Origin of the sequence: Pseudooceanicola onchidii, from assembly GCF_004959925.1 — a bacterium.
Taxonomy (GTDB): domain Bacteria; phylum Pseudomonadota; class Alphaproteobacteria; order Rhodobacterales; family Rhodobacteraceae; genus Pseudooceanicola; species Pseudooceanicola onchidii.
In genome coordinates, this window is record NZ_SPUW01000002.1 from 388295 (window position 1) to 410677 (window position 22383).

Here is a 22383-nt window from a genome sequence, read left to right on the forward strand (position 1 = left end):
GCGTCGGGGGGAAGGTGGCCGACATGACGGGGAACAGCATGTTGGGATACATCCATAGCGCGGATCGCGGCGTGCCGAACGCGGTGCTGGCCGATCTGGCGGCGCGGTTGCAGGCGCGGGGGCTGCGTGTTGTGGGCCTTGTGCAGGTGCGCGCGCCCGAGGACGGGGCGCATCCCTGCGACATGGATCTGCACTGCCTGCCTGACGGGCCGACCTTTCCCATTGCGCAGAAGTTGGGGCGCGGATCGCGCGGCTGCCGGATGGACCTGGATGCGCTGGAAGGCGGTGTTGCCTATGTGACCGACCAGGTGCGGGGAGGGGCGGATATCTTCATCCTCAACAAGTTCGGCGCGCAAGAGGCGCAGGGCCGGGGCTTTGCCGAAACCATCGCGCTGGCGCTGGACCGTGGCGTGCCGGTGCTGACGGTGGTGAACCCGCTGAACCTCGATGCTTTCCGCGCCTTTGCCGGCGGGGTCGAGACCGAGGTCGAGGCCGAGGTGACAGCGATCGAGGCCTGGCTGGATCAGGCGGCCAGGTAGGCGTCGTAAAGGTCCATCAGCCGCGTTGTCATCGCCCCGGGCAAGCCCTGCCCGACCGGGCGGCCGTCGATCATCGACACGGGCGTGATGCCGCCGAGCGTGCCGGTGACAAAGGCTTCGTCGGCGGCATAGGTTTCGGCCAGGGTGAAATCGCCTTCGCGCACGGTAAAGCCGGCCTCGCGCCACAGGCGGATGACGGTCTTGCGGGTGATGCCGTTGAAGCAGCACGCGCCGGAAGAAGTCCAAAGCTCGTCCCCCCGGAAGACGAAGAAGTTGGTGGAATTGCACGAGGCGACGAACCCGCGGTCGTCCAGCATCAGCGCCTCGTCCGCGCCCATGTTGATCGCCTGGATCAACGCCTGGATGAAGTTCAGCCGGGAATGGGAGTTCAGCCGCAGGTCAAACACATCCGGGGTCGAACAGCGGATGGTCGAGGTCATCAGCTTCAGCCCGCGCGCCTTCAGCTCGGGGTTGGGCTGCTTGTATTCTGCCACGATCACCACGGTCGGCCCGCCGGTGATGAACCGGGGGTCCTGGTTGACCGTGGATTTCAGCCCGCGGGTGATCATCAGGCGGATGTGCACGCCGTCGGTCATGCCGTGATGGTCGAGCGTGCGGCGGATTTCGCGGATCAGCGTTTCGCGGTCCATGCCGATATCCAGCTGGATCGCATTGGCGCCCTCGTACAGGCGGTCCATGTGGTCATCCAGCGCTAGCAGCTTGCCGTTGATCAGGCGAAGCCCTTCCCACACACCGTCACCAAGGACAAACCCCGCGTCAAAGATCGACACCTTCGCCTCGTCACGTTTGCAGAACTGACCGTTGACGTAGATGTGCACGCGGTTGTTGCGCGGGTCGGCGACATAGCTTTGTGAAGAGGTGCTGGCGTCGGGGGTCATGGGCCTGTCCTTGATGGCGATGCAGCTAGTCGTAGCCGTCTCGGGGCCGGGGCGCAAAGCCGATGCCCTGCAGCCTACGAAAAACGCCGCCCCGAAGGGCGGCGTCAGTGTGTCGGATCAAGCCGGGATCACAGGTCGAAGCGGTCGGCGTTCATCACCTTGGTCCAGGCCGCCACAAAGTCCTTCACGAACTTCTCGGCGTTGTCGTCCTGGGCGTAGACCTCGCAGTAGGCGCGCAGGATCGAGTTCGATCCAAGCACCACGTCCACGCGCGAGGCGGTCCACTTCAGATCACCCGTCTTGCGATCGCGGATCTCGTAGGTGTCGCCCTCGGCCGGAACCCACTTGTACGCCATGTCCATCAGGTTGACGAAGAAGTCGGTGGTCAGCGCACCCTTGCGGTCGGTCAGCAGACCCAGATCGCCTTCGCCGTAGGTGGCGCCCATGGCGCGCATCCCGCCGATCAGCACGATCATCTCGGGTCCGGTCAGCCCCAGAAGCTGGGCACGGTCCAGCAGCAGCTCTTCCGCGCTGACCACGTAGTCCTTCTTCTGGAAGTTGCGGAACCCGTCGGCCAGCGGTTCAAGCACGTCGAAGCTGTCGGCGTCGGTCTGTTCCGCGGTGGCATCGCCGCGACCGGGGGCAAAGGGCACCTCGACCGCGAAACCGGCGGCCTTCACCGCCTGTTCGACACCCACGACACCGGCCAGCACGATGATGTCGGCCAGCGATGCCCCGACCTCGGATGCGATCGGCTCAAGCACCGACAGCACGCGGGCCAGTTTCTCGGGCTCGTTGGCGACCCAGTCCTTCTGCGGGGCCAGGCGGATGCGGGCACCGTTGGCGCCGCCGCGCATGTCCGACCCGCGATAGGTGCGGGCGCTGTCCCAGGCCACGGTGACCATGTCGTACTGGCTGAGGCCCGATGCCGCGATCTTGGCCTTGGCGGCCGCGACGTCATAGCCGGTCGATCCCGCCGGGATCGGATCCTGCCAGATCAGGTCCTCGGCCGGAACGTCGGGGCCGATGTAGTTGACCTTGGGGCCCATGTCGCGGTGCGTCAGCTTGAACCAGGCGCGGGCAAAGGTGTCGCGGAAGTAGGCCGGATCGGCGGCGAACTTTTCGCAGATGGCGCGGTAGGTCGGGTCCATCTTCATCGCCATGTCCGCGTCGGTCATGATCGGGTTGTGACGGATCGACGGGTTGCTGGCATCGACCGGCTTGTCCTCTTCGCGGATGTCGATCGGTTCCCACTGGTTGGCGCCTGCGGGGGATTTCCTGAGCTCCCACTCATAGCCGAAGAGCAGCTTGAGATAGCCGTCGTCGAACTTGGTCGGTTCGGTCGTCCAGGCGCCTTCAAGCCCCGAGGTCACGGCGTTTGCCGCCTTGCCATCCATCGCCGGGTTGTCCCAGCCGAAGCCCTGCAGGTGGAAATCGCCGCCCTCGGGATCGGGGCCAAGCGCGCCTGCATCGCCGTTGCCGTGGCATTTGCCGACGGTGTGGCCGCCGACGGTCAGGGCCGCGGTTTCCTCGTCGTTCATGGCCATGCGGGCAAAGGTTTCGCGGACCTGCGCGGCAGTCGCCAGCGGGTCGGAATTGCCGTTCACGCCTTCGGGGTTCACGTAGATCAGGCCCATCTGCACGGCGGCCAGCGGGTTTTCCATCGTGTCGGGCTTGCCGACGTCTTCGTACCGTTCATCTGACGGGGCCAGCCATTCGCGTTCGGCGCCCCAGTAGATGTCGATCTCGGGGCCCCAGATGTCAGCCCGGCCAAAGCCGAAGCCGAAGGTCTTCAGGCCCATGGATTCGTAGGCGATGTTGCCCGCGAGGATGAAGAGGTCGGCCCAGGAGATGGCGTTGCCGTACTTCTTCTTGATCGGCCACAGCAGACGCCGCGCCTTGTCGAGCGACGCGTTGTCGGGCCAGGAGTTCAGGGGGGCGAACCGCTGGTTGCCGGTGCCGCCGCCACCACGGCCATCGGCCAGACGGTAGGACCCGGCCGCGTGCCAGGCCATGCGGATCATCAACCCGCCATAGTGACCCCAGTCAGCCGGCCACCAGTCCTGGCTGTCGGTCATCAGCGCGTGCATGTCCTGCTTGAGCGCGTCGATGTCGAGCGACTTGAGCGCTTCGTGGTAGTCGAAGTCTTGGCCCATGGGGTCGGTCTTGGCGTCATGCTGGTGCAGGATGTCGAGGTTGAGCGTCTTCGGCCACCAGTCCGTCACGGAGACCTTGGTCGTGGTATTGCCCCCGTGCATGACGGGGCACTTGCCGCCTGAGATGTCGTTGCCGTCCATTGCTGTCTCTCCCTTAGCTGAAAACTGGCTTGGTCCTGGCCGGGTATCCGGCCGTCGCGCAGACCCTATCAGGGGTGTTGTATCAGTTTAACCCGCAGTCGCCTGATGGTTTTGATAAGGTTGCCTTATGAATGGCGCTCCTCCGCGCGGGGACATGGAATGTGACGGCAGGGTGAATTGCAACCGTGTCATACTGGCGCTAGACCCGGCGCAGACCGTGACGGAGCTTCATGTGACCAATCATCTTTACAAGGGCGATCTGCCCGACGGGCTGGATCTGGGTCCGGTTGTCGCCATCGACTGCGAAACCATGGGCCTGAACCCGCATCGGGACCGGCTGTGCGTCGTGCAGATGTCGGGCGGCGACGGGCATTCGCATATCGTGCAGGTCGCGCTTGGCCAGACTGACGCGCCGAACCTGTGCCGGATGCTGGAAGATCCGAACGTGCTCAAGCTGTTTCATTTCGGGCGGTTCGACATCGCCGCCATGTTCAACGCCTTCGGGGCGCTGGCCGCGCCGGTCTACTGCACCAAGATCGCCTCGCGGCTGGTGCGGACCTACACGGATCGCCACGGGCTCAAGAACCTGACGCAGGAACTGATCGGCGTGGACCTGTCGAAGGTCCAGCAATCCTCGGACTGGGGGGCCGAAGATCTGACCCCCGCCCAGCTGGATTATGCCGCGTCCGACGTGCTGTACCTGCACCGCCTGCGGGACGAGCTGAACACGCGGCTGGCCCGCGAAGGCCGGACCGAGGTCGCGCAGGCCTGTTTCGATTTCCTGCCGATGCGGGCCAAGCTGGACCTGATGGGCTGGCCCGACACCGACATCTTCGCGCATTCATGATGGTCCGGGCGGCATACCGCCCGCTGCGGGGCTAGGCCGCCTTGGCGGGCGATCGCTATTCGCGACTGGTCGGCGGGTTGAAGATCATCCTGCCGCTGGCGGCGCTTGGCCTGCTGTCCACCGTATTCCTTCTGTCGCGCACCCAGGAGGTGCGTCAGGACCTGCCCTTTGCCGATATCCAGCCGGGCGAGGACGGGCTGCGCGAACGGGTGCTGCGGCCGACCTTTGCCGGGGCCACCGAGGATGGCGACCTGATCGCCTTCGTCGCCGAAACCGCCCGGCCGATCGGTGAAGGGCTGGGATCGGTGCAGGCCGATGACGTGCGCGCGCGGATCGACCTGACCTCGGGCGGGACGATCACGTTCCGGTCCGACACCGCCACCATGGCGCAGACCCGCGGCGAGGCCGAGCTGCAGGGCGGCGTCGTCATCGTGTCGTCGCAGGGCTACCGCGTCGAGACCGAGAAGCTGACCGCCGGGATGGACGAGCTATATGCCGAAACCGAAGGCGAGGTGCACGGAGAGGGACCGCCGGGGCGCTTTGTTGCCGGTCGCATGGTGCTGCGGGCAAGCGAGCAGGGCGGCGATGCGCAATTGCACTTCACCGATGGCGTCAAGCTGGTATACCTCCCCCGATCCGAATGAGGATATTTGAGATGACCCTTTTCAGACTTCTGGCGATTGCGCTTCTGTCGCTGCTGCCCGTGCTGGCGGCCGCGCAGCAAACGGCCTTCGGGTCCGGCACCACCGACCCGGAAGCCCCGGTCGAGGTGGAGAGCGACGAGTTGAAGGTCAGCGAAGCCGACGGCACGGCCGAGTTTCTGGGCAACGTGGTGATCGTGCAGGGCGACATGCGCCTGGCCGCGCCGCGCGTTCTGGTCGTCTACGACGAGGACGGTGAACGGATCAGCAAGATGCAGGCGACCGGCGGTGTCACGCTGGTGTCCGGAGAGGACGCGGCCGAAGCGCAGCAGGCGGATTACGACATCGACGCGGGGAACGTGGTGATGCAGGGCGACGTTCTGTTGGTGCAGGGTCAGTCGACCCTGTCGGGCCAGCGGATGGTGGTGAACCTGACCTCCGGCACCGCGCAGATGGAGGGACGTGTGCGCACGATCCTCAACCAGAAGAAAGACTAGGCCTTGGCTGCACCCGACCTTCAGATCCACGACGGCGACAAGTCGTCCGGCGGACTTCGCATCGAGAACCTGCGCAAATCCTACAAGAAGCGCGTCGTGATCCGCGACGTGTCGATGTCGGTGGCGCAGGGCGAGGTCGCGGGCCTGCTGGGGCCGAACGGGTCGGGCAAGACGACGACCTTCTACGCGATCGCCGGGCTGGTCACGCCCGAGGGCGGGCATGTGAAGATCGACGGCCGCGACGTGACGGGCCTGCCGATGTACCGGCGCGCGCGGCTGGGCATCGGATACCTGCCGCAGGAGATGTCGATCTTTCGCGGGCTGTCGGTCGAGGACAACATCTCGGCCATCCTCGACATCACGCACAGCGACCGCCACAAGCGGCGCGAACGGCTTGAAGAACTGCTGTCGGAATTTTCCATCGAACACCTGCGCCGCGCGCCCGCGATGGCGCTGTCGGGCGGGGAACGGCGGCGGGTGGAAATCGCGCGCTGCCTTGCGGCCGATCCCAAGTACCTGCTGCTGGACGAACCCTTTGCCGGGGTCGACCCGATCTCGGTCTCGGATATCCGGCATCTTGTCGCCGACCTGAAGACGCGCGGTATCGGCGTGCTGATCACCGACCACAATGTCCGCGAAACGCTCGAGATCGTGGACCGCGCCTATATCCTGCATGACGGCAAGGTGCTGATGTCGGGCACCCCGCAAGAGGTCGTGCAGAACGAAAACGTCCGCCGCGTCTATCTTGGCGACAGTTTCCGGATTTCGTGAAACCGCCCCGGCGGTCGCAAGCCTTTGACAACCACGACATAGCGAGCCCATTGACAGGGAAGGCTGGCGTACTTTCATATAAAGTATGACACTCGCGAACCTCTTGGTCCGTTCTGAAACATCCTTGCGTTTCTTGCGCGAGATCAAGGAGCCGCAAGTGTCTTTCCGATGCATTCGACGCTGACGTCCGGGGCCCCTGGCCCCGGTAGCGCCTGCGCGACTTGTGATGAAAGGATACGGAATGCGTTACGAAGTCACTGGCAAACACATTGATGTTGGAGAATCCCTGCAGACCCATGTGAAGACCGAACTCGGGTCGGTCATGGAGAAGTATTCGCAGCGACCAACCGATGCCGCCGTCGTCTTTTCCAAGTCGGGCCACGAATTCGTCTGCGAGGCCACGGTGCATCTCAGTTCCGGTCTGAATGCCTCGGCCAAGGCGCATGCCACTGAAATCTATTCCGCTTTTGACGAAGCCTGCGAAAAGATGGACAAGCAGCTGCGGCGCTACAAGCGGCGTCTGAAAGACCACCACAAACAGCGGGCCGAGCCGGTTGAAGTTTTTGGCGCGTCCTCGTATATCCTCGCCGCTGAGAAGGACGACGAGGAATCAGAAGCCGAATCCCTGCAGCCGATCATCGTGGCAGAGATGGAGGCCAAGATCCCCTCTCTCTCCGTTGGCGAGGCGGTGATGCAGATGGAACTGGCCGGAGTGCCGGTTCTCGTCTTCCGAAATGAGGGTAAGGACGGGGTCAATGTCGTGTATCGTCGCGACGACGGCAACATTGGCTGGATAGACCCCAGGAATTGAGGTCGCGGGGCTGCCCGCGCCGAGCGTAAGGACACAATGGCCCTATCTGAGATCCTCAAGCCCGAGGCGGTAAAGGTTATCGCCTCGGCTTCGTCAAAGAAGCGTCTTCTGCACGACATCGGTGACCTGGCACAGTCGACCTACGACTACGATTCCTCGGCGGTCATCGAAGCGCTGATGGAACGGGAATCCCTTGGACCGACCGGCGTGGGCCACGGCGTGGCCCTGCCGCATGCGCGGCTGTCCGATGTGACGGACATGACCGCTGCCTTCATCCTGCTGGAAAAGCCGGTGGATTTCGATTCGGTCGATCGGCAGCCCGTCGACATCGTCATGGCGCTGTTCGCGCCGCAGGAAGCCGGGGTCGAACACCTCAAGGCGCTGGCACTGGTGTCGCGGACGCTGCGCAATCCCGACCTTTGCAAGAAGCTGCGCGCCAACAAGGACGCCGCCACGCTTTATGCGCTTCTGACCTCGGATCAGAACACCCAGGCGGCCTGACCGCCTAAGCCCACCCCTTGAACCCGAACAGCAGATAGTCGCGCTGATAGGCGTCGGCGGCCTTCTGTTCGATCTCGGCGTCGTAAATGGACGCCAGCGTATGGGGCTGGTCTTCGGGCGCCGCCCTGGGCCGTGCCGGGTCCGGGTGGCCGACCTTGCGGGCGAGAGCCGGCAGGGCGTCGGACAGTTCGTCCTCGCGCAGGATCATGTCGGGCAGGCAGAAGGCGGACATGCCTTCGATGACGCTGGCTTGCGTGGCCCAGCTTTGATCGATGCGGATCGAGGTCTGGCCGCTCAGGTTCGCCTTCACGAAATCGAGGAACAGCTTGAACGCGTCGCGGTGATCCTCGACCGGGTAGGGGTCATCGCCGTTGCGGCCGGGGATCGGCAGCTTGTACTTCTGGCGCAGGGTCTGGCGGATTTCGCCATAGGCGCCACGGCCGGTCTTGACGATGCGGTTGCAGAAGACCGAATGCGCGCGTGCCACGGGATGGCGGATCACGGCAAAGCTGCGGAACCCGGGGTTGCGCCGCATCCACTGGCGCAGGGTCTTCTGGGTGAACTTGCCCGGCAGATCGGATTTGTCGACACCGTCCAGCCCGGCCAGCCAGTCCGAGACCTGGCGGTCGATCTCTGCGCGCACCGGCATGTAGAGCAGCGGCGTTTTCGCGGCGGCCTGATACGACGGCACGTTCGGCCCCCGGCGCGGTTCGAAATTCGGCGTGCGGTTCAGGTTGAAGCGGTCAAGCCGGGCCAGCGCCTGTTGCATCCCGTCGAAATCCGCGACCTTTTCGGAAATCGGCGCAGGGTTCTGGCGTTTCAGCTTGTCGTCCAGCCTGTCCAGCTGATCGACCTGCCCCAGCCAGCGCGCCAGGCCGTTCATCACGGCCACGTCCTGCAGGTCTTCGTAGGCGACATAGAAGGGCGTCTGCCCGGTCACCTGCATGGCGTTCAGCAGGCGGACCTGGAAGTCCTGCAGCTGCTGCATATGCGCTTCGAATTCGTCGGCATCGAAGGCGACGGCGGCGGTGTCCTTGCGGCGGCGCACGTCGGTCAGTTTCCACTGGCCCGTGTCCTGCGCGATCTTCCAGCTGACATAGCTGTCGACCGGATTGCGGGTCAGGATGATCTTGCCGCAGCGCGGGTCGGTCAGGATCGGGTCCAGCACGCGCGGGTCGTGGTCGTGGAAGAACCGGAACCCGGTCAGGCTGTCCTGCGCCCGGACCGCGTCGATCAGTGCGTGCGGATCGGCCTCGCGCTGATCCAGCGTGATACCCAGGCAGTCGGACTTGTTGGGATAGCCGGGAAAATGCGGGTTGAAGGCCTCTCCGACGCAGGCGAGGCCGGGGAAGGCGTTCAGGTTCGCCTCGAGAAAGTTCGACCCGGTGCGCATTTCGGCGAAGACAACGAAGTAGTCGAACTGAGGCATCTATTTCTTCACCAGATAGGGTTTGCGCTGGTTGGTCCGGCCCGGGCGGTGCGTCGCCGGGTCGGTCGGGAAATCGCCCATCAGGTAGGGGTGCATTCCCTGGTTCTTGAGGTTCTGGAGGAACTGGCCAAAGCCCTGCAGGTTCACCATCTTCGGGGCTTCGGTCAGGCGGCGGGCGTTCTTGGCGCCCAGTTCGTCGATGATCAGCTGCAGCGGCTCCATCGGGTTTTCGACAAACTCGGCCATGGTCCAGATCCGGATGCGTGCCTTCGCCAGTGGAGACCGCAGCTTGTCGAGGAATTCGGATTCGATCTTCTGCAGCCGCGCGGCTTCGGTCCTCAGGTCGGCGAAATCGCGGTTGGACGTGAACAGTGGCACGGCCCAGGCGCCCGAGATGACCGAGATCTGCGCATTGGGATCGCGCGCCATCGCCATCGCGGCGCCCTGCCTGTCCACCGGGCCGTGCTGGAAGCACTGGCGTTCACCACGGGTGTTCCAGATCAGGTTGGTCAGAAAGGCTTGCGGACGGTAGTCGCGGATCGCGGCGCTGTTCGACAGCGCCCCGTTGATCACCTTCTGATCGGACGAGAACTGCGCGCGGTCGGGCGCGAACAGGTGCCCGTGCACCTTGCAGCCGGTGGCGCGGGCCAGCCAGGGTTCGAAATCGCTGAACAGTTCGGTAAAGCCCTGGAAGACCGAATACTTGGCCCCGGTCATGCCGTTTTCCCAGTTCTTCCGGGGGAAGCGGCTTTGCATGTAAAGCCCGGGACGGCCGCGCGTGCGGCGTTCGACGGCTTTGGAAAAGATGCGGTCGATCTTGCCCGGATTGGGTTCGGTCCGCTTCATCGCATGGGCTTCATCCGTCAGGAACGCTTCGTACAGGCGGTCGGCACGGGGCCAGATCTTGCGGGCGACAAAGCAGTCCGACCGTCGCAGAAGCTGAAGGTGATCATCATAGAAGATGTGTGGCTTGCCCTGGAAATCGAATTTGGACAGGGTCAGGGACCGGCTTTCGATATGCCCCGAATACAGCCGCGCGAGGGTCTGGAAATAGCTTTCGTCCGGGATCCAGACGCGTTTGAAGAACCGGTCATAGGTGTCGCGTTCGGGATCTTGCAGGATGGCCGACAGGGTCTGCCGGGTCAGGCACCACCACTGTGACCCCAGGTGCGGCACGATCCCGTTCGGCATCTTCCGCTTCAGCCCGATGCGACGCTGGAGTCGGACATAACCGTCGAACAGGCGGCGGTGTTTCTTCCATGAGAAGGGAAAGCGCAGGGTGAAGCGTTCGCTGTCCAGCCCCCCCACGGTCCAGGGCACGTCCGAGGTCGTCGCGCTTTCGATGAAATCGGTGCGGGGGCGGGCGGCGAGGTAGTCGATCAGCTCCTGCACCGGGCGAAGCGGCAGGCACGACCCAGAGGCAAGGTAGACGTGCCGCACGTCGGGAAACGACCGCAGCATCTGTTCCGACGCCGACTGGGTTGCGGCGACGATGCCCCAGGTGCCCCATTCGCAGCGATGGCGGGGCGAAAACTGGATCGTGTCTATATCCGACAGCGCCTTGACGAACTTGCGGAACGTCCGGGCGGGGACGTTGGCGTCGGCGTGGATCACCACCGGGCAGCCGGCCGCGGACCAGTGGCGCGCCACCTGTTCGGCCCGGTCCAGATCGGCGTGGACCAGCATGACGATCCCGACGCTCATGCCCAGTTTCCTTTGGACATGAGGCCAAGGATCTCAAGCTGGCGCCAGTTGATGTATTTCTCGGACCACTTGCACCACAGTTCAGGATCGTCGCCGATCAGGTCGGCATAGGCCTTGTATTCGACCGAGGCACAGTAATGCTGGCCGCGTGTCAGTTCTTCTTTGGCCTTGTCGGCAAAGGTGTTCAGGAACTTGGTGTGCAGCAGCAGGCCCGAGGCCTTTTCGCCCCCGAATTCGTCATAGGTCAGGTTCAGCCCGCGCGGCAGCAGCATGTGCGTCGACGAGGCATAGGCGTTCTTGCGTTCCCATTTCACCAGCGGGATCTTGTTCAGCGCCGGGGCCAGCTCGGGCTGGTCGGGGAAGAAGACGCGCTGGCGCGGGCCGCCCTGGATCCACAGGTTGCCGTAGCGGGGGTTCTTTTCGATCACGTAGTTGCCGCTGTCGAACCAGGCGGCGATTTCCAGCGGGTTCTGGCCTTCGCGGTAGGGTTGGGCGTCGATGCGGCCCTTGGGATACATGTCCAGGATCATGGCCGAGAACGACTTGATCGACGATGCGTCCAACCAGTCGGTCAGCGCCTGGATGGGCCGGGTGTCGCAGAAGGGGAAGACGAAGAATTCATCGGGATCCACCGTCAGGCACCAGTGGCCGTGGCCATGGCGCAACAGCAGCCAGTTCATCCAGTCCATGCCAAAGCGCGCGCGCTTGTAGCTGCGCCGGGTGTACCAGACCGAACAGTCGTCCTGAGCGGCCAGGTAATCACGGCTGCCGTCACTGCTGTCGTTGTCGACGAACAGGAAATGCGTCACCCCAAGCTGGCGGTAGTAGTCCAGGAAATAGGGCAGGCGGATGCGTTCGTTGCGCAAGGTGCAGAACAGCAGCACGTCGGACTTGCGGATCTGCCGGGTGCGATTGGCGACAGAAGACAGCTCCCGCCGTTTGCGCACGGCGCGGATCAGCCAGCGTCGCCGCTGGAGCCTCAGGCGATATGACGAAACGATGCTCAACGCCCGCCCTTCCAGACCAGAGCCGTCGGGTCCGGGGTCAGGCTATCAGGTCATCCTTAAGGCGACCTTGAAGTGCTCTTCCCAGTAGGGGGTGATATGCCCCCGCATCCCCTCGGTCACTGACCGTCCAACCTCTACACGGCTCTTTATGGCCTTTTTCCAAGAGTAGCTGTCGTTCGCGTCAAGGTAAACTGGGAAATCCCCAAGCGCTTCCCGGACCGAAGGCAGGTCGGCGCTGATCACCGGGGTCTGAAGCGCGGCGGCCTCGACCGGGGGCAGGCCATAGCCTTCGGCAAAGCTGGGAAACAGCAGAGCATTGGCGCGGGCCATCAGGGCGCTGGCGGCCTTGTCGCTGAGGTCGGGCCATTCAAAGACGTCGACGTTGCGCAGCGGCGTGGTGTTCAGCCGGTGGAACAGGTCTTCGTTCTGCCAGCCGCGCGCGCCGACGATGCCCAGCACCGGGCGGGGTCCGTCCTCGGCCTCGTCCCAGCCTTCCCAGATATCCAGAAGCAGCTTGTGGTTCTTGCGCGGTTCGATCGTGCCGAGGATCAGGAACAGCGGCCGGTTTTCCGGCAGGTCGGGCGGCAGGGCCACGGCGTCGGGGCGCGGGGCGTCGATAGCCAGCGGTGCGACGATCATCCGGGGCAGGGCGGCGGTCACGGCCTCGTCGCTCGGGTCGGTGTCGCCCGCGATCTCGGCATCTTCCCGGGCCAGTTCGGCCATGTGGCGCTGCACGTTTTCGCGGGTGTGCAGGCTGTTGCACAGGATCAGGTCGGCGTGGTGCAGGCACCGGCGCAGCAGCCCGCGAAACCTGTCGACGGCCTCGACACGGGTGTACTCCGGGTGATCCAGCGGGATCGTGTCGTGGATCATCACGGTGATCTTCGTCTGCGGACGGGCATCCATCGACGACAGGGTGTGTTCGGTCAGGTTCGAATGGCCGACGTTGATATAGGCGACTTCGTCCGACAGGGTGTCGAGCAGTCGCGGCAGCTTGCGCCCCACGACGCGGTGCGCGGCCAGCCGCCACAGGTCGCTATGCACCCGGCGCTGAAGGGGCGACAGGCGACGGGCAAAGCGGAAGATGAACCGGGTGCTGCCCCATTGCGTGCGCCCCTGCAGGCGATGCAGGAAGGACAGAAGCCCGCCACGATCCAGCAGCACATAGCCGATCGACACCCGGGCCAGCCCCATGATCGGAGCCTCGAGTTCGACCAGATGGCGCAGGTAGGCCAGTTCGACCCGGTCGATACCGGTCAACTGCCGCCCCGGCCGACTGGCAAGGCGGGTCACATCGATCAGGCGGGTCGGCGGGATGCTATTTGTCGTAGTGGCCAGTCTGATGCCACCGCCAGGCGTCGGTGATCATGGTTTCAAGCGTTGATCGGGTCGGACGCCAGCCCAGTTCGGCCTCGGCGCGGGTCGATCCCGATACCAGCTTGGTGCAATCCCCGGGTCTGCGCGGTCCTTCCTTGTAGGGCACGGCCCTGTTGGTGACCGCGCGGGAATGGTCGATAACTTCGCGGACCGAAAACCCGGACCCGGTGCCCAGATTGAACACCCGGCTCGGCTTGCCGTCCATGATCCAGTTTACCCCAAGAACATGTGCATCGACCAGATCACAAACGTGGACATAATCGCGGATGCAGGTGCCATCCGGCGTCGCGTAGTCCGTGCCGAAGATCGTCAGCGCGTCACGTTTGCCGTCAATCGCGTCCAGCATCAGGGGGATAAGGTGGGTTTCGGGCTGGTGGAATTCGCCCACCTCACCCTCGGGGTCGGCGCCGGCGACGTTGAAATAGCGGAAGATGACGTGGCGTAGGCCATGTGCGGCTTCGAAGTCGCGCAGGATGTCCTCGATCGCGCGTTTCGAGGCGCCGTAGGCGTTGATCGGATACTGGGCGCTGTCTTCGTCCAGAACCACGTTGTCCTGATCGCCATAGGTTGCGCAGGTCGACGAGAAGACGACGTTCAGGCACCCGGCGGCCACGGCAGCTTCGAACAGGGTCAGTGACCCCTGCACGTTGTTGCGCCAGTAAAGCCCGGGTTCCTTCATGCTTTCGCCGACCTGGCTGAGCGCGGCGAAATGCATGACGGCGACGGGTTGATGGGTGGCAAAGACCTCGTCCAGGCGGGCGCGGTCCAGCAGGTCGCCCTGTTCGAACGGCCCGAACTTGACCGCGTCCTGCCAGCCCGTGGCAAGGTTGTCGTAGGTGACGGGCTCGAACCCGGCGGCGCGCAGGGCCTTGCAGGCGTGCGACCCGATATAGCCCGCACCGCCAGTGACCAGAACCTTCTTCATGATCCGCCCTTACTGCGCGGCTTTGTCCATGGCGACGACTTCGTGCAGGAAGCCCATCAGGTCATCCCGCAGATCGGGGCGCGACAGGGCAAAGGACACGGTCGCCTGCAGGTAGCCGGACTTGGAGCCGCAGTCGAACCGCTGGCCCTGGAAACGGTAGCCATAGACGTCGCGGCCTTCGGTGATCTCTTGCGCGATGGCGTCGGTCAGCTGGATTTCCCCGCCGGCGCCCGTCTGCTTGGAGTTCAGGTTCTTGAAGATCTGCGGCGTCAGAAGGTAGCGGCCGATGACGGCAAGGTTCGAAGGCTCCTCGCCCGGCGCAGGCTTTTCGACCATGCCTTTGACCGACACCAGCGACCCGTGATCTTCCTTGAGGTCGAGCACGCCGTAGGAACTGACCCGGTCCTTCGGAACCTCCATCGCGGCGACCATGCAGCCGGGATTTTCGGCGAAGGCTTCGACCATCTGCTGCAGGCAGGGCTTCTCGGCTGCGATGATGTCGTCGGGCAGGATGACCGCGAAGGGTTCGTTGCCGACAAGACGCCGCGCACACCAGACCGCATGGCCCAGGCCAAGCGGCTTGTGCTGGCGGATGTAGGCGATGGCGCCGCTGTCCATGTTGGTGTTCTTGACCTCTTCGAGGAGGTCCTTCTTGCCCTTGCGCTTGAGCTCGGCTTCCAGCTGCGGTGCGTGGTCGAAGTAGTCCTCAAGCGCGCCCTTGCCGCGCGAGGTCACGAAGATGAATTCCTTGATGCCGGCGGCGCGGGCTTCGTCGATCGCGTACTGGATCAGCGGCCGGTCGACGAGGGACATGATCTCTTTCGGAACGGACTTGGTCGCGGGCAGGAACCGCGTTCCCATGCCGGCAACCGGGAAGATGGCTTTGGTGATCTTGTTCTTCATGTCCAACTCATTCTGCTATGTAGGCGACTGTATGACATGGACCAATAGATGTCAGTCGTTTGCGACGGTTTCTTCCGTATGCAGCGGAAATTCTCTTTCCGGGGGCAAACAAAGGCACGATTATGGCCGTTTTCAACGTATTTTCCGGTCACAAGCCGCGAAGTAGGGATATTCTTTGTATTTCTTTACTTATGCGTTTCCTGAACGTGGTCAATCGCATGATTTTTGTACGTCTGTCGCTGCGACCCCAGAGTCCGCCGGTCTGTTCCCAGACCCCATCCGGGCGCATCCGGACCCGATGACGACGTGTCGTGTGGCTTAGCAGGAAAAGGCTGACGCAGGCGCCCTGCGCCGCCTTGGCCGCGGCCTGCGCCCGCAGGCGACGGCCCTGCCAGATGCGGCCGGCGATCGTGACGGAGGGTTGACGGATGCGCGTTTCAAAGGGGCGGAACGCGGCGGCGGAATGGCCCAGGTCCGGCAGCGGTGTCAGGGGGCGTTGTTGCCCTGCGGCGATGCCTTCGGCCAACCGTCGCCGCAGCCTTCTGACATCGCGGGGTTCCAGCCGACCGACCACCATGTGATCGATCAGGGACCGGTCGCGCGCCTTGGTGAAGGCTGCCACGACATGGGCGCGATCGGCCACCGGGCAGTGGCGGCGCAGGTAGACCGAGAGGCTGGCGCCGATTTCGAACAGGTCCGTCGGCGCCCGCGATGCCGCCCGGCGCGGCGAGGCGGCGAAGGCGTGATGGACGCGGGCCATCGGTGCGATCGCCGTCACGTATCCCGCCTTGGCCAGCCGCATGTTCAGGTCGGTTTCGTCAAGAAAGAACCGATACGCCGGATCGAAACCGCCCAACCCGGCCAGCACCGACCGGCGGAAGGCCATGTTGGTGCCCTCGGTCTTGATGGCGCGACCGGCGGGCGGGGTCAGGGCCGTGGCGCGGGTTTCGTCGACGGCAAGGGGCGTCGCGGATCCGGTGTGATCGACGCTGGACGCTTTCCACTGAAAGCTGATCCCGTTGCGCCCGATGACAAAGCCTCCGACGGCGGCGACCTCGGGGTCGGTAAACGGCGCGGTCAGATAGCTGAGCCACGAGGGCTCGGGCACGGCGTCGTCGTCGATGAAGGCGATGATCTCTCCGGCGGCCTGCATGATGCCCCGGTTGCGCGCGGCCGAGATGTTGGGGTCGGCGAAGGGCACGACCTTGACCTCGTCCTGCAGGCCCGCGCGGCGCACGGCGTCCTGCCCCTCGGCATCGGCGACCACCACGATCTCGTAATGGTCGTGGAACAGGCGGCTCAGCCCGGTAAGGGTGAGGCCAAGGCTTTCGCCCCGGCCCCGGCTGACGACGATGACACTGACCGGAGGTGTGGTCATCCGATCAGCCCCGGGATCAGCCCTGCTTCAGGTCGACCGAAGGGGCCGTCACGATGAAGAAGGGGTTGGCGTAGCCGTCCTTGCCATAGGCCAGCGGTTCCAGCGTGTCGAAGTTCAGAACCTGGCCGCCCGCGCCGGTGACGACCGCATGGCCGGCGGCGGTATCCCATTCCATGGTGCGGCCGATGCGGGGGTAAAGGTCCGCCTCGCCCGTTGCGACAAGACAGAACTTGAGCGACGAGCCGGCGCTTTTCGCCTCGGCGGTGGCATAGCGGTTGATGTAGTCGTCGGTCGCCTGATCGCGGTGCGATTTCGACGCCACGACCCGCAGGGCGCTGTTGTCGGCCTCGGCCACGCGGATCGGGGTCAGGGCGCCGGGGGCGTCATGGTCGAAGGGCGCGCTTTCCTCGACCGAGGATCCGTCGGCGCGGGTATAGAACATGCGGTCGCGGGCCGGGGCATAGACCACGCCGCGCACCGGCACGCCGCCTTCGACCCAGGCGATGTTGACGGTGAAATCGCCGCGCCGGTTGACGAATTCATTGGTGCCGTCCAGCGGGTCCACGATCAGGAAATCCTTGGCTTTTTCGCTGTGGGTCGCGGCCTGTTCCTCGGTGATCAGGGTCACATCGGGGAAGGCCGCGCGAAGGCCGGCGGAAATCAGCGCGTCGGCGGCTTCGTCGGCTTCGGTCACCGGGCTCTGGTCCGACTTGGTCTTCACCTCGAAATCGTCCGAGTTGTAGATCTCCATGATCTTGTCGCCGGCCTCGAGGGCCAGCCGCCGCATGACGGTTTCAAGTTTCGCGTAATCCAAGGTCTGCTCCTGCCGGGTCGGCCCGGTTCGTGTGAATTGCCATGAGTGACGCGCAACGTTATGCTGCGTGGGAAAGGGATCGGCAAGAATTCCCTGCAATCCTCGGGCAATCTTCAGTTAGGCATCGAAATGTTTGAGCAGAGGGTTCACCGGTCGCGTCTGTCCTCGGCCGTTGCCATAGCAGAGCTGGTCTATCACGCCGCCGTCCATTCGGTGCGCAAGACGCATCAGAATGCGCTGGCCTCGATCGCGATCAATATGGTGCAGGCGGTTGTCTTCGTCCTGACCTTCTACCTGATGTTCGAAATCCTCGGGATGCGCGGCAATACGATCCGGGGGGATTTCCTGCTGTACATCATGTCGGGCGTCTTCCTGTTCATGACACACGTCAAGACGCTTGGCGCGGTAGCAGGGGCCGAGAATTCAACATCCGGCATGATGAAGCACGCGCCGATGAACACCGCCGTCACCATCGGGGCGGCGGCGCTGTCGACGCTGTATATCCAGGTGCTGACGCTGGTGCTGATCCTGTTCGTCTACGACGTGGTCTTCGTGCAGATCACCATCGACCAGCCGGTCTATGCCTTCGGTATGCTGCTGATGGCCTGGTTCACCGGCATCGGCATCGGCCTTGTACTGCTGGCGGCCAAGCCCTGGGCGCCGCAGTTCGTCGGCATCTTCACCCAGATCTACCAGCGGGCGAACATGATCGCCTCGGGCAAGATGTTCGTGGCCAACGCGCTGCCCGCCTACATGGTGAACATGTTCGACTGGAATCCGCTGTTCCACGCCATCGACCAGTGCCGGGGCTATGTCTTCCTGAACTACACGCCGCACAATTCGTCGCTGGAGTACCCGTTCTTCGTCGGGCTGGGCCTGATCATGCTGGGGCTGATGGGCGAATTTTTCACGCGCCGCCACGCCTCGGTCAGCTGGAACGCGAAGCGCTAATCCACCACGCGACAGGTCAGGTTGATCCGCCCGCCCTTGGGCAGAAGGCGCGACGATCCGGCGCGGATGCGGTCGACGCCGTGGTGGATCAGGCGCGCGGCGCCGCCCATCAGAACCACGTCACCGGATTCCAGCCAGATCGACTCGGTCTTGCCGCCGCGCTCTTCGTTGCCGATGCGAAACAGGCCGTCGTCGCCCAGGGACACCGACAGCACCGGCCAGGTGAAATCGGCCTCGTCCCGGTCCTGGTGCATGCCCATGCGCGCCCCGTCGCCGTAGTAGTTGATCAGGCAGCAATCCGGGGTGCGGTCGTGGCCGGTGACATCGTGCCAGATCGCCAGCACCGGGTCGGGAATGGCGGGCCAGGGCTGGCCGTTCGGATGGTGCGATTCATAGCGATAGCCCCGCGCATCCGAATACCAGCCGTATTTTCCGGCCGAGGTCATCCGTACCGACATCTGTTTTCCAAAGCGCGTCGTTGGCGAAAACAGCGGGGCCGCCTTCAGCACCGGGCGCAGCGCGTCGATCAGCGCCTTTTGCGCCGCAGGATCAAGATACTGCTTGTGAATGTCGAACCCGCGCAGGCGGAGGGTTGGGGCTGGCATGGGGGTGTCGTGGCCTTGTTGTGTGGCGGTCGCAAGCTTCGATTTTTACCAAATGGGGGTCAACAGGCCGCTTGCAGGCCTTCCTACCCCTACCTATATACGCCCAGAAGCGCGGCGGACAGGCAGCTGGCCGCCGTCCCTCGGACGGTGGCGGATGCCGTAACGGGTCCGTCTCCGGTTGTATCGCCTTAAGTGAAAGGGATTGAAAACATGTCCAAAGTGATCGGTATCGACCTTGGCACCACCAACTCCTGCGTGGCCATCATGGACGGCTCGCAGCCGAAGGTCATCGAAAACTCTGAAGGTGCGCGCACGACGCCGTCGATCGTGGCCTTCACCGACGAGGAACGCCTTGTCGGCCAGTCTGCCAAGCGGCAGGCTGTCACGAACTCCACCAACACCGTCTTCGGCGTCAAGCGCCTGATCGGCCGTCGTTCGGACGACGCGGATCTGGCCAAGGACAAGAAGAACCTGCCGTTCAACGTCATCGATGGCGGCAACGGCGACGCCTGGGTGGAAGCCAAAGGCGAGAAATACTCGCCGTCGCAAATCTCGGCCTTCATCCTCGGCAAGATGAAGGAAACCGCTGAATCCTACCTCGGTGAGGAAGTGACCCAGGCCGTCATCACGGTGCCTGCGTACTTCAACGACGCGCAGCGTCAGGCCACCAAGGACGCCGGCAAGATCGCCGGTCTGGAAGTTCTGCGGATCATCAACGAACCGACGGCTGCCGCGCTGGCCTATGGTCTCGACAAGCAGGAAAGCCACACCATCGCGGTCTATGACCTTGGCGGCGGTACCTTTGACGTGACCATCCTGGAAATCGACGACGGCCTGTTCGAAGTGAAATCCACCAACGGCGACACTTTCCTTGGCGGTGAAGACTTTGACATGCGGATCGTCAACTACCTGGCGGACGAGTTCAAGAAAGAGCACTCGGTCGACCTGACTCAGGACAAGATGGCGCTGCAGCGTCTCAAGGAAGCGGCCGAGAAGGCGAAGATCGAACTGTCGTCCTCGCAGTCGACCGAGATCAACCAGCCGTTCATCTCCATGGGCTCCAACGGCCAGCCGCTGCACATGGTCATGAAGCTGACCCGCTCCAAGCTGGAACAGCTGGTCGGCGACCTGATCAAATCCTCGATGAAGCCGTGCCAGGCCGCGCTGAAAGACGCCGGGCTGTCGACCTCGGACATCGACGAAGTGGTTCTGGTCGGCGGTATGACCCGGATGCCGAAGGTCATCGAAGAGGTGACCAAGTTCTTCGGGAAAGAGCCGCACAAGGGTGTGAACCCGGACGAAGTGGTCGCGCTTGGCGCCGCCATCCAGGCCGGTGTTCTGCAGGGTGACGTGAAGGACGTCGTTCTTCTGGACGTGACCCCGCTGTCGCTTGGCATCGAAACGCTTGGTGGCGTGTTCACCCGGCTGATCGACCGCAACACGACGATCCCGACCAAGAAGTCCCAGGTCTTCTCGACCGCCGAGGACAACCAGAACGCCGTGACCATCCGGGTCTTCCAGGGTGAACGCGAGATGGCGGCCGACAACAAGATGCTCGGTCAGTTCAACCTCGAGGACATCCCGCCGGCGCCGCGTGGTCTGCCGCAGATCGAAGTGACCTTCGACATCGACGCCAACGGCATCGTGTCTGTTTCGGCCAAGGACAAGGGCACGAACAAGGAACAGAAGATCACGATCCAGGCCTCTGGCGGTCTGTCCGATGCGGACATCGAACAGATGGTCAAGGACGCCGAAGAGAACGCAGAGGCCGACAAGGGCCGCCGCGAACTGGTCGAGGCGAAAAACCAGGCCGAAAGCCTCATCCATTCGACCGAGAAGTCGATGGAAGAGCATGCGGACAAGGTGGATCCGTCGACCATCGAGGCGATCGAACTGGCCATCGCCGCCCTCAAGGACGAGCTCGAGTCGGACAACGCCGACAAGATCAAGTCCGGCATCCAGAACGTGACCGAAGCGGCCATGAAGCTGGGCGAGGCGATCTACAAGGCGCAGTCGGAAGACGGTGACGACGAACCCGCGCCTGCCGATGGTCCTTCGAACGACGACGATATCGTCGACGCCGATTTCGAGGATCTGGATGACAACAAGCGTGCGTAATATCGCACGCGGGAACCTCTGGGGCCGGCTCACCTTCGGGCGGGCCGGCCCTATCCGTTCCTAGGGGGAGACCACCCACATGGCAAAACGTGACTACTACGACGTGTTGGGCGTGCCCAAGGGCTCCAGCGACGACGAGATCAAGAAGGCCTATCGCAAGAAGGCCAAGGAACTGCACCCCGATCGGAACAAGGACAATCCGGCCGCGGAAGAGCAGTTCAAGGAAGCAAACGAAGCCTATGAATGCCTGAAGGATGCCGACAAGAAGGCGGCCTATGACCGGTTCGGTCATGCGGCCTTCGAAGGCGGGATGGGCGGCGGCGGCCCGCGGGGCGGCCAGCAGGGCGACTTTGCCTCGGCCTTCTCGGACGTCTTCGACGACCTGTTCGGCGACTTCATGGGGCAACGGGGCGGACCGGGCGGCGGTGGACGTCGCCGGGCAACCCGTGGGTCCGACCTGCGCTACAACCTGCGCGTGACGCTGGAAGAGGCGCATGAAGGCCTGCAGAAAACCATCCAGGTTCCGACCTCGGTCGCCTGTACCCAGTGCAACGGATCGGGTGCCGAAGGCGGGTCCGAACCGGCCACCTGTCCGACCTGCTCCGGTATGGGCAAGGTGCGGGCGCAGCAGGGTTTTTTCACGGTCGAACGCACCTGCCCGACCTGTTCCGGCGCGGGCCAGATCATCAAGAATCCCTGTAAGGGATGCGGTGGCCAGGGACGTGTGGAACGCGACCGGTCGCTGTCGGTGAACATCCCGGCCGGGGTCGAAACCGGGACCCGCATCCGTCTTGGCGGTGAGGGCGAGGCGGGGATGCGCGGGGGTCCTGCGGGCGATCTCTATATCTTCATCGAGGTCGAGCCGCACAAGATCTTTGAACGGGACGGGCCGAACCTCTATTGCCGCGTGCCGGTGTCGATGACGACCGCCGCGCTTGGTGGCGATATCGAGGTGCCGACGATCGACGGCGGCCGCAGCCGGGTCAAAATTCCCGAGGGATCTCAATCCGGTAGGCAGATGCGCCTACGCGGCAAGGGGATGCCTGCGCTGCGTGGCGGTGCGGCGGGCGACATGATGATCGAACTCGCGGTCGAGACGCCGGTCAACCTGACATCGCGCCAGAAGGAACTGCTGCGAGAGTTCGAGGACCAGTCGGAAAACAACAGTCCCGAGAACAAGGATTTCCTGAAATCCGTGCGCGGGTTCTGGGATTCCATGAAGGGCTGAGGCCGCGATCTGCTGCGGACGGCATTGAAAGGGCTGCGCTTGGGCGCGGCCCTTTTTCTTTTGTTTATCAATTGGATCAGATTTTATGATCCATTTTGATTTCCATAAGTTCTACTTATCTGGCCGCTGTTAGGGCGTTCT

21 protein-coding genes are annotated in these 22383 nt (G+C 63.8%); 10 read left to right on the top strand and 11 right to left on the bottom strand.

Features of this window, described 5'->3' with window-relative positions:
- The first annotated feature begins 38 nt into the window (after positions 1-38).
- The gene (locus tag E4S58_RS09695; protein WP_136636209.1) at positions 39-539 is read left to right on the top strand and encodes a DUF2478 domain-containing protein; all 501 of its coding nucleotides are present in this window, start codon (positions 39-41) and stop codon (positions 537-539) included.
- On the opposite strand, the gene E4S58_RS09700 is transcribed toward E4S58_RS09695, so the two are convergent.
- A complete protein-coding gene (locus E4S58_RS09700) occupies positions 524-1438 on the bottom strand; it encodes an aminotransferase class IV (protein ID WP_136636210.1) in 915 nt (304 codons plus the stop codon). The two genes, E4S58_RS09695 and E4S58_RS09700, sit on opposite strands and share 16 nt — an antisense overlap.
- A 128-nt stretch (positions 1439-1566) precedes the next feature.
- Positions 1567-3735: a catalase/peroxidase HPI gene (gene katG / locus E4S58_RS09705; protein ID WP_136636211.1), complete on the bottom strand. Its 2169-nt coding sequence runs from the start codon at positions 3733-3735 to the stop codon at positions 1567-1569.
- 232 nt (positions 3736-3967) lie between these two features.
- Here katG and E4S58_RS09710 point away from each other — a divergent pair, with 232 nt between their 5' ends.
- From E4S58_RS09710 to E4S58_RS09735, 6 genes are all read left to right on the top strand, one after another.
- The gene (locus E4S58_RS09710; RefSeq protein ID WP_136636212.1) at positions 3968-4582 is read left to right on the top strand and encodes a ribonuclease D; all 615 of its coding nucleotides are present in this window, start codon (positions 3968-3970) and stop codon (positions 4580-4582) included.
- Positions 4583-4623: 41 nt separating this feature from the next.
- Entirely contained in the window at positions 4624-5226 is a 603-nt protein-coding gene (gene lptC, locus E4S58_RS09715) for an LPS export ABC transporter periplasmic protein LptC (protein WP_136636213.1), read from the top strand.
- An 11-nt stretch (positions 5227-5237) separates the two neighbouring features.
- Entirely contained in the window at positions 5238-5720 is a 483-nt protein-coding gene (gene lptA, locus E4S58_RS09720; protein ID WP_136636214.1) for a lipopolysaccharide transport periplasmic protein LptA, read from the top strand.
- A gap of 3 nt (positions 5721-5723) precedes the next feature.
- A complete protein-coding gene (gene lptB / locus E4S58_RS09725; protein WP_136636215.1) occupies positions 5724-6491 on the top strand; it encodes an LPS export ABC transporter ATP-binding protein in 768 nt (255 codons plus the stop codon).
- Positions 6492-6732: 241 nt separating this feature from the next.
- Positions 6733-7302, top strand: coding sequence for a ribosome hibernation-promoting factor, HPF/YfiA family (hpf, locus tag E4S58_RS09730; RefSeq protein ID WP_136636216.1), 570 nt, complete (start codon positions 6733-6735; stop codon positions 7300-7302).
- 36 nt (positions 7303-7338) lie between these two features.
- Positions 7339-7803 (top strand): PTS sugar transporter subunit IIA, encoded by a 465-nt coding sequence (locus tag E4S58_RS09735; RefSeq protein WP_136636217.1) that lies wholly within the window; start codon positions 7339-7341, stop codon positions 7801-7803.
- A 4-nt stretch (positions 7804-7807) separates the two neighbouring features.
- On the opposite strand, the gene E4S58_RS09740 is transcribed toward E4S58_RS09735, so the two are convergent.
- From E4S58_RS09740 to cysQ, 8 genes are all read right to left on the bottom strand, one after another.
- On the bottom strand, positions 7808-9232 hold the full coding sequence (locus E4S58_RS09740; protein ID WP_136636218.1) for a sulfotransferase family 2 domain-containing protein: 1425 nt from the start codon (positions 9230-9232) through the stop codon (positions 7808-7810).
- Positions 9233-10936 carry a DUF5927 domain-containing protein gene (locus E4S58_RS09745; protein WP_136636219.1) on the bottom strand — a complete coding sequence of 568 codons (1704 nt, stop codon included), beginning with the start codon at positions 10934-10936 and terminating at the stop codon, positions 9233-9235.
- Positions 10933-11943, bottom strand: a complete 1011-nt coding sequence (locus E4S58_RS09750) for a glycosyltransferase family 2 protein (protein WP_240789516.1) — start codon at positions 11941-11943, stop codon at positions 10933-10935. The genes E4S58_RS09745 and E4S58_RS09750 overlap by 4 nt, the downstream gene beginning before the upstream one ends.
- 45 nt (positions 11944-11988) lie before the next feature.
- Entirely contained in the window at positions 11989-13203 is a 1215-nt protein-coding gene (locus tag E4S58_RS09755; protein ID WP_169052648.1) for a glycosyltransferase family 4 protein, read from the bottom strand.
- 58 nt (positions 13204-13261) lie between these two features.
- Complete coding sequence (gene galE / locus E4S58_RS09760; RefSeq protein WP_136636221.1) at positions 13262-14245, bottom strand: UDP-glucose 4-epimerase GalE; 984 nt, start codon at positions 14243-14245, stop codon at positions 13262-13264.
- A gap of 9 nt (positions 14246-14254) precedes the next feature.
- Complete coding sequence (gene galU, locus E4S58_RS09765) at positions 14255-15148, bottom strand: UTP--glucose-1-phosphate uridylyltransferase GalU (protein WP_136636222.1); 894 nt, start codon at positions 15146-15148, stop codon at positions 14255-14257.
- A gap of 148 nt (positions 15149-15296) precedes the next feature.
- Entirely contained in the window at positions 15297-16526 is a 1230-nt protein-coding gene (locus E4S58_RS09770; RefSeq protein ID WP_136636223.1) for a glycosyltransferase family 2 protein, read from the bottom strand.
- Positions 16527-16542: 16 nt separating this feature from the next.
- Positions 16543-17340 (bottom strand): 3'(2'),5'-bisphosphate nucleotidase CysQ, encoded by a 798-nt coding sequence (gene cysQ / locus E4S58_RS09775; protein WP_240789517.1) that lies wholly within the window; start codon positions 17338-17340, stop codon positions 16543-16545.
- Between the two features lie 129 nt (positions 17341-17469).
- Here cysQ and E4S58_RS09780 point away from each other — a divergent pair, with 129 nt between their 5' ends.
- Entirely contained in the window at positions 17470-18291 is an 822-nt protein-coding gene (locus E4S58_RS09780; protein WP_136636224.1) for an ABC transporter permease, read from the top strand.
- Here the strand turns inward: E4S58_RS09780 and E4S58_RS09785 are convergent.
- Positions 18288-18896: an alpha-ketoglutarate-dependent dioxygenase AlkB family protein gene (locus E4S58_RS09785; protein ID WP_136636225.1), complete on the bottom strand. Its 609-nt coding sequence runs from the start codon at positions 18894-18896 to the stop codon at positions 18288-18290. The two genes, E4S58_RS09780 and E4S58_RS09785, sit on opposite strands and share 4 nt — an antisense overlap.
- Before the next feature lie 210 nt (positions 18897-19106).
- On the opposite strand from E4S58_RS09785, the gene dnaK reads away from it, so the two are divergent.
- Complete coding sequence (gene dnaK / locus E4S58_RS09790) at positions 19107-21014, top strand: molecular chaperone DnaK (protein ID WP_136636226.1); 1908 nt, start codon at positions 19107-19109, stop codon at positions 21012-21014.
- A gap of 79 nt (positions 21015-21093) precedes the next feature.
- Positions 21094-22242: a molecular chaperone DnaJ gene (gene dnaJ, locus E4S58_RS09795; RefSeq protein WP_136636227.1), complete on the top strand. Its 1149-nt coding sequence runs from the start codon at positions 21094-21096 to the stop codon at positions 22240-22242.
- The last annotated feature ends 141 nt before the right edge of the window (positions 22243-22383 follow it).

Coding starts and splice junctions, on each gene's coding strand:
- E4S58_RS09695 (WP_136636209.1), top strand. CDS start 39: ATGTTGGGATACATCCATAGCGCGGATCGCGGCGTGCCGAACGCGGTG.
- E4S58_RS09700 (WP_136636210.1), bottom strand. CDS start 1,438: ATGACCCCCGACGCCAGCACCTCTTCACAAAGCTATGTCGCCGACCCG.
- katG (WP_136636211.1), bottom strand. CDS start 3,735: ATGGACGGCAACGACATCTCAGGCGGCAAGTGCCCCGTCATGCACGGG.
- lptA (WP_136636214.1), top strand. CDS start 5,238: ATGACCCTTTTCAGACTTCTGGCGATTGCGCTTCTGTCGCTGCTGCCC.
- hpf (WP_136636216.1), top strand. CDS start 6,733: ATGCGTTACGAAGTCACTGGCAAACACATTGATGTTGGAGAATCCCTG.
- E4S58_RS09735 (WP_136636217.1), top strand. CDS start 7,339: ATGGCCCTATCTGAGATCCTCAAGCCCGAGGCGGTAAAGGTTATCGCC.
- E4S58_RS09740 (WP_136636218.1), bottom strand. CDS start 9,232: ATGCCTCAGTTCGACTACTTCGTTGTCTTCGCCGAAATGCGCACCGGG.
- E4S58_RS09745 (WP_136636219.1), bottom strand. CDS start 10,936: ATGAGCGTCGGGATCGTCATGCTGGTCCACGCCGATCTGGACCGGGCC.
- galE (WP_136636221.1), bottom strand. CDS start 14,245: ATGAAGAAGGTTCTGGTCACTGGCGGTGCGGGCTATATCGGGTCGCAC.
- galU (WP_136636222.1), bottom strand. CDS start 15,148: ATGAAGAACAAGATCACCAAAGCCATCTTCCCGGTTGCCGGCATGGGA.
- E4S58_RS09770 (WP_136636223.1), bottom strand. CDS start 16,526: ATGACCACACCTCCGGTCAGTGTCATCGTCGTCAGCCGGGGCCGGGGC.
- E4S58_RS09780 (WP_136636224.1), top strand. CDS start 17,470: ATGTTTGAGCAGAGGGTTCACCGGTCGCGTCTGTCCTCGGCCGTTGCC.
- E4S58_RS09785 (WP_136636225.1), bottom strand. CDS start 18,896: ATGCCAGCCCCAACCCTCCGCCTGCGCGGGTTCGACATTCACAAGCAG.
- dnaK (WP_136636226.1), top strand. CDS start 19,107: ATGTCCAAAGTGATCGGTATCGACCTTGGCACCACCAACTCCTGCGTG.
- dnaJ (WP_136636227.1), top strand. CDS start 21,094: ATGGCAAAACGTGACTACTACGACGTGTTGGGCGTGCCCAAGGGCTCC.